Origin of the sequence: Rhodococcoides fascians NBRC 12155 = LMG 3623 (assembly GCF_001894785.1) — a bacterium.
Lineage (GTDB): Bacteria > Actinomycetota > Actinomycetes > Mycobacteriales > Mycobacteriaceae > Rhodococcoides > Rhodococcoides fascians.
Window position 1 is genome coordinate 72,037 of record NZ_BCWW01000016.1, and the last position, 16,411, is coordinate 88,447.

The window sequence follows — 16,411 nt, forward strand, 5'->3', positions numbered from 1 at the left end:
CGGGACTTCTCGGCTGCGGAGTGTTTGACTGTGTCGGCCCGGCAACGACGACGAAGGAATGTGCCGAATGAGTTCGATCGCCGGTGACACCACCACCGCTACGACCCCGCTGTCCCGCATTGTCGCAGCCACCGAGGGTCTCGAATCTCCTTCGGCAGCAGTCGATCTGACAGCTCTCGATGCCAATGCTGCAGCGCTGCGCGCACGCGCGAACGGTGTACCGATCAGGATCGCCAGCAAGTCGGTGCGGTGCCGAGCCGTGTTGAATCGGGTCCTCGCGGCGCAGGGTGTATCCGGAGTGATGGCCTATTCGCTGCGCGAAGCGATCTGGTTGGCGCGGGACGGCGTCGACGACATTCTGATGGGGTACCCGACGGTCGATCGAACGGCGCTCGCCGAGGTGGTCAACGACCGCGTGCTGTCGGGGCGCATTACATTGATGGTCGACGACGTCGCGCAACTGGACCTCGTCCGAGACGCCGCTCGGAGCGACCTGCTCAAGCCCCGCATCTGTATCGACGTGGACGCATCGTTGCGGGTGGGGCCGCTGCACATCGGGGTCAGGCGCTCTCCGCTTCGGGATCCGGAGCAGGTGGCGCAGTTCGCCCGTCAGGCTCGCTCGCGGGGGTTCCGGGTGGTGGGGTTGATGTTCTACGAGGCGCAGATTGCCGGTGTTCCCGACGCCAACGTCGCTGTCGAGCTGATGAAGTCGCTGTCGTCTCGTGAGATCGGTGCGCGGAGACCAGCAGTGGTGAACGCCGTCACCGCGGCGATCGGGCCGCTCGAGATCGTCAACAGCGGTGGTACCGGGTCGATCGATTTCTCCGCTGCGGATCCGGCCGTCACCGAGGTCACCGCGGGCTCGGGTCTGTTCGCGCCGACCCTGTTCGATCGGTATCGCGCGTTCTCGGCCGAACCCTCGCTGTTCTTCGCACTGCCGGTGGCGCGCAAGCCGACTCCGCGGATCGCCACCGCGTTCGGCGGCGGCTACATCGCGTCGGGCCCGGCATCCTGGTCGCGATCACCCAGACCTGTCGGCTGGTCCAGGAGGGCAGCGGGCGTTGTCACGTCGGGCCTGAAACTGCTGCGCAACGAGGGCGCGGGAGAGGTGCAGACCCCGGTGAGCGGGGCCGAGGAGGTGCGCATCGGCGATCGAATCTGGTTCCGCCACGCCAAGGCCGGGGAGTTGTGCGAGCGGTTCGACACCCTGTCTCTGGTGCATTCCGACGGATCGGTCGTCGCCGTTCCCACCTACCGCGGCGAGGGTATGGCGTTCGGCTGACGTGCGTTCTCGCACAGCCGCATGAACGTGCCGAGCGTGACGAGTCCGTCCGGGGTCGACGGCAGATAGTGGGTCAGCGCGCGCGAGCGCACCAGGATCGCGGCCCACTGACCGCGGGAGATGGCGACGTTGAGTCTGTTGCGCGACAACAGGAATCCCATTCCGCGGGGCACGTCCTCGATGGCCGACGCTGCCATGGAGATGAGGACCACCGGTGCCTGACGGCCCTGGAATTTGTCGACGGTCCCCACCGACACCTCGTCGAGTCCGGCGGCTGCGAGTTGCGCGACGATGACGGCAACCTGTGCGTTGTAGGCCGCGACCACCAGAAAGTCGGACTGCTGCATCGGGCGCGGGTCGCTGCCGTGTGCGGGGTCCACCCACGGCCGACCGAGCAACGACCGCACGCGCGTGACGATCTCGTCGGCTTCCTCGATCGAGTCGGTGGAATTGCCGTGGTGGTCCAGAAGGACGACGTGCAGGCCCGGTTCCAGACCCGACAGCGAACGTGACTGTGTCACATCCTTGTTCGATTCGAGCTTGCCCTCGTAGGACAGCGTCGACACCGGCGCGCACAGATCCGGATGCATCCGCCACGTCGTCGCCAGGAAGTAGCCGCGGTCGGCGGGCAGGGTAGCGTGCCCGGTCGTCAGCCATCCGAGGGCCGATTCGTCGACGGGCTCGGGGTGGGTGCCCTGACTGACCTGAGGGAGCTGCGCCGGGTCGCCGAGAAGCAGCAGATTGCGCGCCGATACCGAGACCGCGATGGTGTTGGCGAGGGAGAACTGACCGGCCTCGTCGACGACGAGTAGATCGAGGGAGCCGGGTGGAATTCGGCCGGGGTTGGAGAAATCCCAAGCGGTGCCGCCGATGACGCAGCCCTCGTCGGCCTCGGTGACGAAGTGCGAGTATCCGGCGATGTCCACGACGGTGTGCGCGGTCGGGGCCTTCTTGCCAACCTTCGAGGCGTCGACCCCGGCCCCGACGATGGTGTCGAGCAGGTTGTTCACCACGTGATGCGACTGGCCGACCACCCCGATCCGCCAATGATGTGTGTTCACCAGGTGTTCGATGACGCGCGCCGCCGTGTAGGTCTTCCCGGTGCCGGGCGGGCCCTGCACCGCGACGTACGAATTGTCGAGATCGAGCAGCGCGGCCGTGATCGCATGTGCGTAGTCGTTGTCGTGGACCACGGGAAGGCCGGCGCCGGAACGAGTTCGGGGCGTCGAGCGCGTCAGCAGATCGGCGACAGCCGTACGTGGTAGTTCCGGCAACCCGCCGAGAACCTCGGTCGCGACGGAGACGATCGCCTGCTCGAGATGCTTGGTGTTCGGCGGCGGCTCGGGCGCGGTGGCAACCGGGAAATCGGTGTACTCCTCCACGCCCTTGCGTAGATTCTCCTGTACGACAACCACATCCAGGGTTCCCTCGTACCCGGTCTGCACGATCTCGACCGATGTGGTGGCCCGATGCGTCGGTTGCTGCTTCGTCAACCCCTCCGGCGCCGGGTTCTCGTACAGCAGCTTCACCTTCGAGCCGGACAGCACGCCGTTGCTCAGGTGCCCGACCAGTTTGACCTGACGACGCAGCACCCGTTGTCCGGGTGCAGTTTTCATCCAGTCGTGCACCAGCTCGGCGCGCTCGACCTTCAATACGTCCGCGGCGTCGGCCCATTCGTCGAGCGGATGGGTCAGACGGTCGTAGTGGCCCCACCAGAACGGCTTGTTCTCTCGTCGGTGATATCCGATGGCACCGGCGAACAATCCGAGCGCGTGCTGCGTCGGCGTGCGATCCCACGGCAGTCCGGCGTGCTCGGCCAGTTCGAGTTCGAGTGGGGTCGCGGTGCGGTCGACGACGTCCTCGAGGTCCAGCTGCTGCGGGGACCGCGGTGCCACCCCGGCGTCCGATGCCCGATCGAGCAGCCAATCACGCAGTCGCAGTGTCGATTCGCAGTCGGTGCGGTTGTACTCGGCAATGTCGGCGAGCAGAGCTGCCGCCTCGGCGTCCTTGCCTCGATCTCGCAGTTCGCACCAGTGCGCGTATTCGACGATCGACGCCGCCGCGTCGGTCACGTCTCCGTCACGGGCCGCGGGCATGTAGAGCGGTTCGAGTTTCTTGATGCTGTACGAGCGAGCACCGATGCGAACAGCGGACCGCACGACGGGGTAGAGATCCACCAGAACGTTCTCCCGCAGCAGATCGTCGACGGCGTCCTCGCCCACTCCGTACCGGCCGGCCAGCCGCAGCAGGGCCGTCTTCTCGTACGGCGCATAGTGATACACGTGCATCTTCGGATACTCGGCTCGGCGGGCGGCGACATAGTCGAGGAAGTCGATGAGCGCACGACGTTCCTGCGCGCGGTCGTGTGCCCAGAACGGCAGGAAGTCGCCGTCCGCGGTGTAGACGCCGAACAGGTACTCGAGACCCCAGTCGGACGAACCGGATTCCGCGTACAGCGGATCTCCCTCGAAGTCGAAGAAGATGTCGCCGTCGTCGGGCTCGGGAATGACCCCCAGTGCCTCGGCGTCGAAGATCTCGAATTCGGCTGCCCCGCTGCGCTCTTGGCGTACCTGCAAGGCTGCCTGCGCCCGCAGGTTCTCCAGTGTTCGAGTGGACATGCCGTCCACCGGGGTACTCGACTCGGCGAGCTCGTCGATCGACGAGATCCCTGCGTCCAGCAGGCGGTCCCTGGTGCTGCCGCGCATGCCGGCGACGAGCACCAGATCGCGATGCTGCTCCACCTCGGCGGTGCAGGCATCGCATTGCCCGCATCCCGAATACCGCGGATCGAACCACTCGACGACGGTGCCCTCGGCGTGATGCTCGTCGAGAATGTGCTGCAGGTGTGCTCGCGACTGCCGGTAGACCGGAAGAATGTCGGCCAGTGCGTGCGCGGAGTCGCTGCCGTCGCCGAGCATCAGATGGACCTGCTCGCTCGGAGTGATACCCCCGGTGTGCAGCGCGTCGGCGTACGCGGCCAACTGCAGCAGCGCCGGCACCTTCGCGTGTCTCGACAGTTTCGTGTCGTAGACGGTGTAACGAGAACCGTCGGCTACCAAGAAGTCGCAGAAACCGAGAAATCGTCCGTCGAAGAAGGTGGCCTGATAGAGCACCGGCGTGCGTGAGGTCAGGGCGGTGAAGGTCGCCCATGCCGCGTCCGCCAGTTCCTGTGCTGTACGGCCCGGTCGGTCCATGGTCAGGACGCCACCGGGAAAACGCTGCTCGAACGCCTCGAGTTGGCGTCGTTCGTGCTCGAATCCGAGCGTGGACGTGCGGTCGAGCATCGGGTCGGCTGCGACGCTCTGCCGGGGGATCAAGCCGGTGACAGCGTCCAGTCGTCGGAGCAGGCCGAATTCGCAGGACGCCGCCGCGGCGAGGTCGCTGGCGCTGTAGACGACCTGATCGCCGAGGAGGAACACAAGCGTCCACCCTAGCGACCCACGACAGCGGCACCGGTCACGTTGCGCGCGGAAGCCGGCGGGAACAGGCAAAATGATTCAATGCCTTTTTTCGACGGAGCCACCGGTGCTGTCCACTATCGAACCTGGACCGTCGCCGACGCTCGATTCGGTCTCGTTTTCCTGCACGGTCTCGGCCAGAACAGCGCCCACTACCACCGCTTCGCGCGGCTGCTGAACGAGCGTGGGGTGGACGTGTGGGCGGTCGATCACGTGGGGCACGGCCTGACCGAGGGTGAACTGACCGACGCAGCACAGATCCCCGGTCTCGCACAGAACGCGCTGCAGTTGATCGACATCGCCGAGGCCGAGCACCCCGAGCTGTCGTTCGCCCTGATGGGCCACTCGCTCGGTGCCGCGACGGCCATCGCAGCGCTGGGTGCGCATCCGGAGGCCGTCCGCTGCGCAATCCTGTGCGGCACGCCCAAGTCCGTCACCGGTTCTGCCGACGACCTGTCCGACAACGTCATCCCGTTGCTGGCCGTGCACGGGGTCGACGATCGTCTGGCACCGGTCGATGCCGTGCGTGAATGGATCGGACGCGTTCCGCAGGCGAGCCTGCGCGAGTTCGAGGACGGCGGACACGATCTGCTGCACGAAAAGATCCACCAGGCCGTGACCACGGTGGTCGCCGAATTCCTCGACGATCACATGCACTGACGATCACATGCACTGACGATCACATGCTGTACGACGAAGGGCCCGGCGCGATTGCTCGCGTCGGGCCCTTCGGCACTCGTGCTGGGCGATCTACGAGTAGATGGCCTCGATGTCGCTGCCACGTTCAGTGTGGATGATGTTGCGCTTGAGCTTCATCGTCGGAGTCAGCTCACCGGTCTCGACGGTGAAGTCGTTCTCGAGGATCGTGTACTTCTTGATCTGCTCGGGGTTGGAGACCTTCTTGTTGGCCTCGGCCACGGCCTTGTCGATTTCGGCGACGAGGTCGGCGTTCTTCGACAGCTCCGAGAACGGGATGTCGGCCGCGAGGTTGTGGCGTTCGAGCCAGCCCGGCATTGCTTCGGGGTCGAGGGTGATGAGCGCACCGATGAACGGCTTGGCGTCGCCGACGACGAGGCACTGGCTGATGATCGCGTTGGCGCGCAGCGCGTCCTCGAGCACCGCGGGGGCGACGTTCTTGCCGCCTGCGGTGACGATGATTTCCTTCTTGCGGCCGGTGATCGAGACGAAGCCTTCCTGGTCGATCGAGCCGAGGTCGCCGGTGTGGAACCAGCCGTCGACGATCGCTTCGGCGGTGGCCTTCTCGTTGTGCCAGTAGCCGCTGAACACCACGGGCCCCTTGAGCAGCAGTTCGCCGTCTTCGGCGACCTTGACCGCGTGGCCGTCGATGGGCTTGCCGACGGTGCCGACGCGCTGTTCCTTGGTGGTGTTGACGGTGACGGCCGCGCTGGTCTCGGTCAGTCCGTAGCCCTCGTAGACCGGTACCCCTGCGCCGCGGAAGAAGTGGCCGAGGCGAGCGCCGAGGGGGCCGCCGCCCGAGACCGCACGATCGCAGTTGCCGCCGAGCGCAGCCCGCAACTTGGAGTAGACGAGCTTGTCGAAGACGGTGTGCTTGAGATTGAGGACCAGGCCTGCGCCGCCCTTCTCCTGGGCCTCGCTCCACTCGATGGCCGTCGCGGCGGCCTTGTCGAAGATGCTGCCCTTGCCGCCGTCGTGCGCCTTCTGCTTGGCCGAGTTGTAGACCTTCTCGAACACGCGCGGCACCGAGAGAATGAAGTTCGGCTTGAAGACGGCGAACTGTTCCACCAGGGTCGACACGTCCGAGGTGTGGCCGACGGTCACCTTCGACTCGAACGAGCCGAACGACACTGCGCGGGCGAACACGTGCGCCATCGGCAGGAACATCAAGGTGCGGTTGCCCTCGCGCATGGAGTCGTGCAGGGCGATCTGAGTGGCTTGGACCTCGGCGTAGAAGTTCGCGTGTGTCAGCTGCACACCCTTGGGGCGGCCGGTGGTGCCCGAGGTGTAGATCAGGGTCGCGGGGGAGGCTGCAGTGACCTGGTGTCGACGGGTATGGACGTCCTCGTCGCTGACTCCTGCGCCGCGGGTGGTCAGCTCGTCGATGGCTCCGCCGTCGATCTGCAGTACCTCACGCAGGTCGGCGGCCCCGTCGGTGACGTCCTTCAGGTTCGAGACGTGAGACGCCGTCTCGACGATCAGCAGCTTGGTCGCGGAGTCCTCGAGGATCCACTGCGCCTGATCGGGAGACGAGGTCTCGTAGATCGCGACGGTGCATCCGCCGGCGGTCCAGATGGCGTAGTCCAGGACGACCCACTCGTAGCGGGTCGCGCTGAGAATGGCGACGCGGTCGCCCAGTTCGATGCCCGACGCGATCAGACCCTTGGCCACCGCGGTGACCTCTTTTGCGAACTGACCTGCGGTGACGTCGGTCCAGGTCCCGTTCACCAGGCGCTGGAACGGGACGAGATTCGGTGCTTCCTTCTCGTACCGGAAGACGGTGTCGGCCATGGATGCGTCGTCGGGAATGGTGAATGACGCCGGCACAGAATATTCGCGCACTGCTGGACCCCTTACGGATAAATAGCGTGGTAGTTGTGCATTTCATCACACCCGAGTCCGTAACGCACCACCGAGGTTGTCCGGTTTGTCGATTTTCCGTCGTTTCGAGTGGAGTTGAGTGTGACTCGGGGTACAACATAACGGTGTCCGGTCGTGCATCTCCGTCGGGTTGCCGTCGTGAGAACGCTCGCACCTGCCGTCCACGGCCGCTGTTTTCGTCACCTGATCAGCGCAGAAGGAGTCGCGGGGGCCGGGCAGGTACTAAACTCGGGTGTATATGAGCACTTCAGAATCTGATCAGGATGCCGCCGTGACGTCTGACGAGACGAGTTCGTCCCCTCCCGTCCACGCAGGTGAGTCTTCTTCGACAGCGGATGACGACATCACTTTTGCCGATCTCGGAATAGACGAGCGGGTCCTGAAGGCCCTGCGCGACGTCGGATACGAGAGCCCGTCGCCCATCCAGGCGGCCACCATCCCGCCGTTGATGGCGGGCAACGACGTCGTCGGCCTCGCGCAGACCGGAACGGGTAAGACCGCTGCGTTCGCAGTGCCGATCCTGTCCCGTCTCGACGTCTCGCGTCGGACGCCGCAGGCCCTGGTGCTGGCACCGACCCGCGAGCTCGCGCTGCAGGTGGCCGAGGCGTTCGGCAAGTACGCCACCCACATCCCGGGTCTGCACATTCTGCCCATCTACGGCGGCCAGGCCTACGGGATCCAGCTGTCCGGCCTGCGTAAGGGTGCGCAGATCATCGTCGGAACCCCGGGCCGTGTGATCGACCACCTCGAGAAGGGCACACTCGACCTCTCCGGGCTCGAATACCTCGTGCTCGACGAGGCCGACGAGATGCTCAAGATGGGGTTCCAGGAGGACGTCGAGCGCATCCTCTCCGACACTCCCGAATACAAGCAGGTCGCGTTGTTCTCGGCCACGATGCCGGCCGCGATTCGCAAGATCTCCAAGCAGTACCTGCACGACCCGGTGGAGATCACCGTCAAGACCAAGACGTCGACGGCACCGAACATCACGCAGCGCTACGTCCAGGTGGCCCATCAGCGCAAGCTCGAAGCGCTCACTCGAATCTTCGAGGTCGAAGAGTTCGAGGCCATGATCATGTTCGTGCGCACCAAGCAGGCCACCGAAGAGCTCGCCGAGAAGTTGCGCGCCCGGGGCTTCTCCGCCGCCGCGATCAACGGCGACATCGTGCAGGCACAGCGTGAGCGCACCATCGGCCAGCTCAAGAACGGCCAGATCGACATTCTGGTGGCCACCGATGTGGCGGCTCGTGGTCTCGACGTCGACCGCATCTCGCACGTCATCAACTACGACATCCCGCACGACACCGAGTCCTACGTACACCGCATCGGCCGTACCGGCCGCGCGGGTCGCGCCGGTCAGGCTCTGCTGTTCGTCGCGCCCCGGGAGCGTCACCTGCTCAAGGCCATCGAGCGCGCGACGCGGCAGCCCATCACCGAGATGCAGCTCCCCAGCGTCGACGACGTCAATGCGCAGCGCGTGACGAAGTTCAAGGACTCCATCACCGAGAGCCTCGGCAACGAGAATCTGGCGCTGTTCCGTCGGCTCATCGAGGACTACGAGCGCGAGCACGACGTGCCGCTGGTCGACATCGCAGCAGCTCTGGCCATCCAGTCGCGCGACGGCGAAGCCTTCCTGCTCAAGCCCGAGCCGCCTGCCCCGCCGCGGGCACCCCGCGAGCCTCGTGAGCCGCGGCCACCGCGGACGTTCGACGAGGATGCGGCCAGCTCGCATCACCGCAAGACGGGCCAGGAGATGGCGACGTACCGGATCAGCGTCGGTAAGCGTCATCACGTTGCTCCCGGTGCCATCGTCGGTGCCATCGCCAACGAGGGCGGTCTGCGTCGAAGCGACTTCGGGCACATCAGCATTCGTCCTGACCATTCGCTGGTCGAGTTGCCTGCCGATCTCGCCGACGAGACAGTCGAGGCGTTGCGTCGCACCCGCATCAGCGGTGTGCTGATTCAGCTGCAGCCCGATTCCGGTCCTCCCGGACGTAGTGGCAGTCCGCGCGGCGGCGGAAAGTTCAAGGGCAAGCGCTAGCACCACGTGCGCGGAACTTCGTAGCCCACTACGAAGTTCCGCGCACGACCCGCCGGCTCGAGCGTTTGGTGGCTCAGGCCCCGGGTATCCGCACGTGCATGACCAACGTCACTCTGCGTGTCAATGGAACCGATCGTGAGTTCGACTGCGACACTCGATCCACTCTGCTCGACGCACTTCGCGAGAACCTGGATCTCGTCGGGGCCAAGAAGGGGTGCGACCACGGTCAGTGTGGTGCCTGCACCGTCCTGGTCGACGGCCGGCGAATCAACAGTTGCCTCACGTTCGCCGTCGCGCAGGTCGGGCGCGAGATCACCACGGTCGAGGGACTGTCCGACGGCGACACTCTGCATCCCGTGCAGCAGGCTTTCGTCGATCGTGACGCGTTCCAGTGCGGGTACTGCACGTCCGGGCAGATCTGCTCGGCGGTCGCGGTGATCGAGGAAGCAAAACAGGGCTGGCCCAGCGCGGTCACCGAAGACCTCGAGGCCACCGATGTCGAACTCGACTCCGGCGAAGTGCGCGAGCGCATGAGCGGCAACCTTTGTCGCTGCGGTGCGTACGCGAACATCGTTCCCGCAGTGCAGGACGCGTCATGAAAACATTCGAGTACCGAACCGCCACTGCGATCGACGACGCTCTCGAACGTCTGGCGGGGGACGAGAACGCGATGTTGCTCGGTGGCGGCACCAATCTGGTCGATCTGATGAAGCTGGGTGTGGCCGCACCATCATCGTTGATCGATGTGACGCGACTGCCGCTGCACGACATCGACGTCGCCGACGACGGAGCGTTGCGGATCGGATCCGGGGTGTCCAACAGCGATCTCGCGGTGCATCCGATTGTCCGCCAGCGGTATCCGGTGCTCTCACGGGCAGTGCTGTCCGGGGCCTCGGGCCAGCTACGCAACATGGCCACCACCGGCGGAAACCTGTTCCAGCGCACTCGATGCGTCTACTTCATGGACGCATCCAAGCCGTGCAACAAGCGCGAACCCGGTTCGGGCTGTCCGGCACGTAACGGCGAGCATCGAAACCTCGCCATCCTCGGAGCCTCGTCGTCGTGCGTGGCGACGCATCCGTCCGACATGGCCGTCGCGCTGTCGGCTCTCGACGCGCGCATCGTCGTTCGCGGAGTCGACGGTGAACGGAAACTCGAGATGGACGAGTTCTACCGATTGCCCGGCGATGATCCGACGCGAGACAACACTGTCGCTCGAGACGAGATCGTCACCGCCATCGAAATTCCGAAGGCTGCCGACGGCACTGTCTCGACGTATCGGAAGGTACGGGACAGGCAGTCGTACGCGTTCGCGGTCGCGTCGATCGGCGCTGTGCTCGACGTCGAGGACGGAATCGTACGTGGGGTGGCGATCGCGCTGGGCGGCGTCGCGCACCGACCGTGGCGGGCCCGAACCGCCGAACATGCTTTGCTCGGAACCGCTCCCGACGAGGCGTCGTTCCGGGCTGCGATCACCGAGGAACTGCACGCAGCAGAGCCGTTGCGAGACAACGCGTTCAAAATTCCGCTGGTCACGAACCTGGTGACGCGCACGCTGACGGAGTTGGCAGAGCTGGGCACACACGAAGAGTTGGGAGATCGGTCATGACGGCATCGATCGGCCGGTCGATTCAGCGCACCGAGTCCGTCGACAAGGTCACCGGCCGAGCGCGCTACGCCGCCGAGCAGCCGCCGATCGCCGGCCAGGTGTACGCCTGGTACGTGCCCGCGACGGTTCCCGTCGGGACGGTCGAGAACGTCGAACTCGCTGACGGGGGCCCGTCGGTGCACTCGCTGCTGTGGCACGGCAACGCCGAGAAGCTGGGCGACGTGGAAGATGCGGAACTGCATGTGCTGCAATCGAATTCCGTTGCTTACCGCGGCCAGATCGTGGCCGTCGTTCTGGCCGACACCCTCCAGGCTGCCCGCGCGGCTGCTGCCCGAGTACAGGTGCGTTACGCCGACGTTCGCTCACCCGACAACACCCTGAGCGCCGATCACAGCTCGCTGTACGCGCCCGAGTCCGTCAACGCGGGGTTCCCCACCGACGTCACGATCGGTGATCCGGACGCTGCATTGACGACGGCCGAGCACGTCGTCGACAACTGGTACTCGACGGCTCCGATGCACAACAGTCCGATGGAACCGCATGCCACCACGGCGCAATGGTCCGATGGTGTGCTGACGGTCTGGGATTCGACGCAGGCACCGTCGGGCGTTCAGGGCGATCTCGCCACCGCGTTCGGGCTCGAACCCGAGAACGTTCGTGTGATCGCAGAGAACGTCGGCGGAGGTTTCGGAGCGAAAGGCAGTACACGGCCCAACGCGGTTCTCGCTGCGATGGCGGCGCGAGCAACCGGCAAGACCGTCAAGCTGGTCCTGCCGAGGCAGGCCCTGTTCGATGTGGTCGGATACCGCACCCCGACCCTCAATCACGTTCGGCTCGGTGCAGATTCGGGTGGCAGGCTGCAGGCCATCGCTCACGATTCCTTTCAACAGACGAGCACGATCTTCGAGTTCTGTGAGCAGACGTCGGAATCGACCCGGCACATCTATGCCTCGCCCAACCGCGCCACAACGCATCGGCTCGCGTCGCTGGATGTCGGCACCCCGCGCTGGATGCGAGCCCCGGGTGAGGCACCCGGCATGTTTGCCGTCGAGACGGCGATCGACGAATTGGCAACGGCCACCGGAATCGATCCGATCGAGCTCCGGATCCGCAACGAACCGGACGTCGATCCCGCGAGTGGGAATCCGTTCAGCTCCCGCAGTGTGGTGCAGTGCCTGCGCGAGGGTGCCGAGAAATTCGGCTGGGATCGTCGAGACTCCACGCCGGGCCGACGCCGAGAAGGCAATGTTCTGCTCGGAATGGGTGTCGCGACAGCGAGTTACCCGGTGCTGATCTCGCCGAGTACCGCGGCGGCGCGTGTCGAGCAGGACGGCACGATCACGGTGTCCGTCGCTGCATCCGACATCGGAACCGGTGCGCGGACCGTGCTGCGACAGATTGCCGCCGATGCGCTCGAGGTCGACGCGGATGCCGTCACACTGGAACTGGGCGACAGCGCTCTGCCCAAGGCCCCCGGTGCCGGTGGATCCTCGGGCACCTCCTCCTGGGGTTGGGCGGTCACCAAGGTCTGCACCGCGTTGCGGGACCAGGGACCGTTGCAGCCGGGTAACTCCGCCGAGGCTGATACAACCGACGACGTCGAAGCTCAGAAAGAGTTGGCGCGCATGGCGTTCGGTGCCCAGTTCGCCGAGGTGGCAGTCGACGTCGACACCGGCGAAGTACGCGTGCGCCGGATGCTGGGGGTGTTCGGCATCGGCAAGGTGATGAATCCACGGCTGGCCCGGTCGCAGCTCATCGGCGGCATGACGTTCGGACTCGGGATGGCGTTGATCGAGAGCGGCGTCGTCGATCACGAATTCGGCGGCTTCGCCAACCACGACCTCGCCGAGTACCACATCCCGGCCTGTGCGGACGTCACCGATCTCGAGGCCGTGTGGATCGAGGAGGTCGACACCGAGCTCGCACCGATGGGCGGTAAGGGAATCGGTGAGATCGGTGCGGTGGGCTCGTCGGCAGCCATCGGCAATGCGGTCTACAACGCCACCGGCATCCGAGTCCGCGACCTGCCGATCACCCTGGACAAGGTGCTACCGCACCTCTAGAACGGGCGCAGCCCCTCTACGCCAGAATTCGCTGCAGGAATTGTCGGGTGCGGGGCTCGGTCGGGTTCGCGAGAACCTGCTCGGGTGTCCCGCGTTCGACGACGACGCCGTTCTCGAGGAACAACACCTGATCGGCCACCTGCTGGGCGAAGCGGATCTCGTGGGTGACGATCACCATCGTCCATCCTTCGGCGGCAAGGCCTTTGATGACGCCCAGTACTTCGCCGACCAGTTCGGGGTCGAGTGCGGAGGTCGGCTCGTCGAACAGCATCAGTTTGGGGCGCAAGGCGAGGGCCCGGGCGATTCCGACGCGTTGCTGTTGGCCACCGGAAAGCTGGAACGGGTACTGATCGGACTTGGCGTCGAGACCGATCTGGTCGAGGATCGCGTGTGCGTCGCGAGTGGCGTCGTCCTTGGACCGCTTCTGGACGATCACCGGTCCCTCGATGATGTTCTGCAGCACGGTCTTGTGGGGAAACAGATTGTGGCTCTGGAACACCATGCCGCTCTGCGCGCGGAAGTGGCGCAGTCGCGCGGCGTCCACGGGCTCGGCGAAGTCGACCGACACGTCGCCGATGCGGATCAGGCCGGCATCGGCTCGGTCGAGAGCATTGAGCGTTCGCAGCACTGTGGTCTTGCCGGAGCCGGACGGCCCGATGATGACGGTGACGGTGCCCGACGGCACGGTGAACGAGACGTCCTTCAGTACCTCGATCGGTCCGAACGATTTCTTCAGTGCGGATACTTCCAGCAGGTCTGTCATTTCGCCACGTACCTGTCGAGTCGGACTTCGAGTTTGCCTTGGAAGAACGAGAGAATTATGCAGATCACCCAGTAGTACAGGGCGGCAACGGAGTACAGCGTGAAGAAGTCGAACGTCGGAGCCGCCGCCAGCTGCGCGACGCGCAGCAGTTCGGTCACCAGGATGGTCGATGCCAGCGAGGTGTCCTTGACCAGCGAGATCAATGTGTTCGACAGCGGCGGCACGGCGGTACGCAGTGCCTGCGGAAGCACGATGCGCTGCAACGTGGTTCGGTATCCCATGCCGATCGTCTGCGCGGCCTCCCACTGGCCCTTGGGCACGCTCAGTATCGCAGCGCGAATGACTTCGGCTGCGTAGCCGCCGACATTGAGCGAGAACGCCACGACCGCCGCCGGAAACGGCGAGATCACGATGCCGAACTGCGGCAGGCCGTAGAAGATGATGAACAGCTGCAGCAGTAGGGGAGTGCCGCGAATGATCGAGACGTAGAACCGGGCCACTGCGGCGAGGGGCTTGATCGACGAGATCCGGGCGAGTGCCACGGCCAGCGCGATGACCAGTCCCACAACGAAACTGACGGCGGTCAGCGGGATCGTCATGGTGACCGTCGCCTTCAGCATCGGCCACAGGTTGTCGAGTACCAACTGCATCTTCGACGTCGCAGTGGTTCCTGCGTCCTCGCTCACCGGTGCCGCGGTGTCGGCGGTCGGTGCCGCGACGTCGCTGCCGAAGTACTTCTTCGAGATCTCGGCGATGGTGCCGTTGTCACGGAGGGTGTCGATGGCCGCGTCGACCTCCTCCATCAGGCCGCTGTTCTTGCGGGCCACGAAGGACTGCAGCGTCGTGTCGCCCGTGTTTCCGGAGACCCGCACTCCCGTGTCGCCGGTCTGCTGCAGGTATTCGGCGATGGCGAGCGAGTCGTTGACGGTGGCGTCCACCCGGCCGTCCTTGACGAGCGCGACCGCTTGGACGAATCCCTCGACCGCCTCGACGTTCGCGCCCGCGTCGGCAGCGACCTCGGCCCAGTTGCTCGTCGACGATTGGGCGGTGGTCTTGCCGGCCAGATCGGCCGTCGAGGTGATCGTGGTGTTGTTCGCGGCGGTGAGAATCTGGCCTTCGGACACCGTGTAGGGCTTGGACAGGTCGTAGGTCGACTGCCGGGCAGGAGTGATCGACACCTGGTTCGCGATCAGGTCGAAGCGTTGCGATTGCAGCCCGGCGAAGATCGAGTCGAAGGGGGTTTGCACGAAGTCGACGCGGACGCCCAGTTCGTCGCCGACCGCGTTGATGACGTCGATGTCGTAGCCGGTGAGTTGGCCGTCCCCGCCCTGATAACTGAACGGGCTGTACGTGCCCTCGGTGCCGACGACGAGTACACCGTCGTCGCGCACTCGGTCCAGGAGGGATTGCGACGACGAACTACACCCGGACAATCCGAGTATGCCGATCAGAATCGCGACCAGAACCAGAGTGGATCTGCGCACCATCTAGGCCTGCTTTCGCTGTAATGACGAGTGGAGAAAAACCTACCCGTCGATCTCCAGTTCCGCTGACACGACGACGGTGTTGTTCATCGGCAATGCGGCCGCTCCCAGCGCAGTCCGCGCATGCGCACCGACCTCGGGTCCGAAGATCGCCAACACCAGATCGGAGAACCCGTTGACGACGGTGGTGGTCTGAGTGAAGCCGTGATCGGCGTTGACCGAGCCGGTGACGGTCAGCCACGCGCTGATTCGATCGAGATCTCCGATGGCACGGGCGAGGCTGCCCAATACCGCGAGGGCGGTGTCACGCGCGGCGTCGGTGGCAGCGTCGAGGTCGACTTCGGACGGCACCGCACCGAACGGACCGGCGAGGGTTCCGTCCGGTGCGAGCGGCGAATGACCCGAGACGAAGACGCGGTTGCCGCGCACGCGAACCCAGTCGAAGGAGAACTCGAATCCCGGTGGTGCGCTCGGTTCACCGGGCAGCTCGAAGCCGAGTTCGGCGATGCGACGTTCGATCTCCATGAACGAAAATCCTGTCAGACCGCAACGCCGTTGATGGTGCGAACCGTCCATCGGGTGCCGTCGTGTTCGAGTGTGGACACACCGGCGTTGAGTATGCGGGGTGAGTGTCGTCGACGGATGGCGTCGAAGATGGCTCGAATGACGCCGCCGTGGGCCACGGCGATCACCGCGGAGTCGGGGTAGTGCGAGGCGATCTCGTCGACCGCTCGCACGCCCCGGACGATCAGATTCGATCGTGGCTCGAGGCCCGGGTATCGCCCGTCCGGCCAATGCGAGTACGCGTCCCAGTCGGTGAATCCCTCGGCGTCACCGAAGTGACGCTCGGCCAGATCCGGGAATTCGGCGGTTCGGTTCAGGCCCAGATGGGTCCCGATGATGTCGGCGGTTTCTGCGGCTCGGACCAGTGGCGAACTGACCAGGTGATCCCACGTACGGAACTCCAGTTCGTAACCTGCCTCGCGGGCCTGAGCTCGTCCGGTGTCGTTGAGAGGGATGTCCGAAGAGCCCTGCAGGCGGCCGTGCAAATTCCAGTTCGTTTCACCGTGCCGAACCAGCGCCAGAAAAGTCATAGTGAGCGGAGAATATCCCAGAGTTACCAGGGAGTACGGT

General features: G+C 65.2%; 12 protein-coding genes. 6 read left to right on the plus strand and 6 right to left on the minus strand.

From position 1 onward, the window contains the following. Positions 1-67: 67 nt before the first annotated feature. On the plus strand, positions 68-1,282 hold the full coding sequence (locus tag RFA01S_RS24390; RefSeq protein ID WP_052060468.1) for an alanine racemase: 1,215 nt from the start codon (positions 68-70) through the stop codon (positions 1,280-1,282). Here the strand turns inward: RFA01S_RS24390 and RFA01S_RS24395 are convergent. Continuing rightward, the gene (locus tag RFA01S_RS24395) at positions 1,252-4,701 is read right to left on the minus strand and encodes a TM0106 family RecB-like putative nuclease (protein ID WP_032406330.1); all 3,450 of its coding nucleotides are present in this window, start codon (positions 4,699-4,701) and stop codon (positions 1,252-1,254) included. The genes RFA01S_RS24390 and RFA01S_RS24395 overlap by 31 nt on opposite strands. A gap of 81 nt (positions 4,702-4,782) precedes the next feature. On the opposite strand from RFA01S_RS24395, the gene RFA01S_RS24400 reads away from it, so the two are divergent. Then, positions 4,783-5,400, plus strand: a complete 618-nt coding sequence (locus RFA01S_RS24400) for an alpha/beta hydrolase (protein WP_032375181.1) — start codon at positions 4,783-4,785, stop codon at positions 5,398-5,400. A gap of 90 nt (positions 5,401-5,490) precedes the next feature. On the opposite strand, the gene RFA01S_RS24405 is transcribed toward RFA01S_RS24400, so the two are convergent. Continuing rightward, the gene (locus RFA01S_RS24405; protein WP_032382489.1) at positions 5,491-7,278 is read right to left on the minus strand and encodes an AMP-dependent synthetase/ligase; all 1,788 of its coding nucleotides are present in this window, start codon (positions 7,276-7,278) and stop codon (positions 5,491-5,493) included. Between the two features lie 277 nt (positions 7,279-7,555). On the opposite strand from RFA01S_RS24405, the gene RFA01S_RS24410 reads away from it, so the two are divergent. The 4 genes from RFA01S_RS24410 to RFA01S_RS24425 all read left to right on the plus strand — a co-directional run bounded on the left by RFA01S_RS24410 (position 7,556) and on the right by RFA01S_RS24425 (position 13,030). Beyond that, positions 7,556-9,358, plus strand: a complete 1,803-nt coding sequence (locus tag RFA01S_RS24410) for a DEAD/DEAH box helicase (RefSeq protein WP_032392503.1) — start codon at positions 7,556-7,558, stop codon at positions 9,356-9,358. Positions 9,359-9,456: 98 nt separating this feature from the next. Continuing rightward, complete coding sequence (locus RFA01S_RS24415; protein ID WP_032406365.1) at positions 9,457-9,957, plus strand: 2Fe-2S iron-sulfur cluster-binding protein; 501 nt, start codon at positions 9,457-9,459, stop codon at positions 9,955-9,957. Next, entirely contained in the window at positions 9,954-10,967 is a 1,014-nt protein-coding gene (locus tag RFA01S_RS24420) for an FAD binding domain-containing protein (RefSeq protein WP_032406331.1), read from the plus strand. Before RFA01S_RS24415 ends, RFA01S_RS24420 begins: the two co-directional genes overlap by 4 nt. Continuing rightward, entirely contained in the window at positions 10,964-13,030 is a 2,067-nt protein-coding gene (locus RFA01S_RS24425; RefSeq protein WP_032406332.1) for a xanthine dehydrogenase family protein molybdopterin-binding subunit, read from the plus strand. The genes RFA01S_RS24420 and RFA01S_RS24425 overlap by 4 nt, the downstream gene beginning before the upstream one ends. A gap of 16 nt (positions 13,031-13,046) precedes the next feature. Here the strand turns inward: RFA01S_RS24425 and RFA01S_RS24430 are convergent, their stop codons facing one another. The 4 genes from RFA01S_RS24430 to RFA01S_RS24445 are packed head-to-tail and all read right to left on the minus strand — an operon-like array spanning position 13,047 to position 16,371. Further along, positions 13,047-13,793 carry an amino acid ABC transporter ATP-binding protein gene (locus tag RFA01S_RS24430; protein ID WP_032371654.1) on the minus strand — a complete coding sequence of 249 codons (747 nt, stop codon included), beginning with the start codon at positions 13,791-13,793 and terminating at the stop codon, positions 13,047-13,049. Beyond that, positions 13,790-15,280, minus strand: coding sequence for an ABC transporter permease subunit (locus RFA01S_RS24435; protein ID WP_072692235.1), 1,491 nt, complete (start codon positions 15,278-15,280; stop codon positions 13,790-13,792). Before RFA01S_RS24435 ends, RFA01S_RS24430 begins: the two co-directional genes overlap by 4 nt. Before the next feature lie 39 nt (positions 15,281-15,319). Further along, on the minus strand, positions 15,320-15,802 hold the full coding sequence (locus RFA01S_RS24440; protein WP_032371653.1) for a RidA family protein: 483 nt from the start codon (positions 15,800-15,802) through the stop codon (positions 15,320-15,322). A 14-nt stretch (positions 15,803-15,816) separates the two neighbouring features. After that, entirely contained in the window at positions 15,817-16,371 is a 555-nt protein-coding gene (locus RFA01S_RS24445; RefSeq protein ID WP_032382495.1) for a histidine phosphatase family protein, read from the minus strand. Positions 16,372-16,411 lie beyond the last annotated feature (40 nt).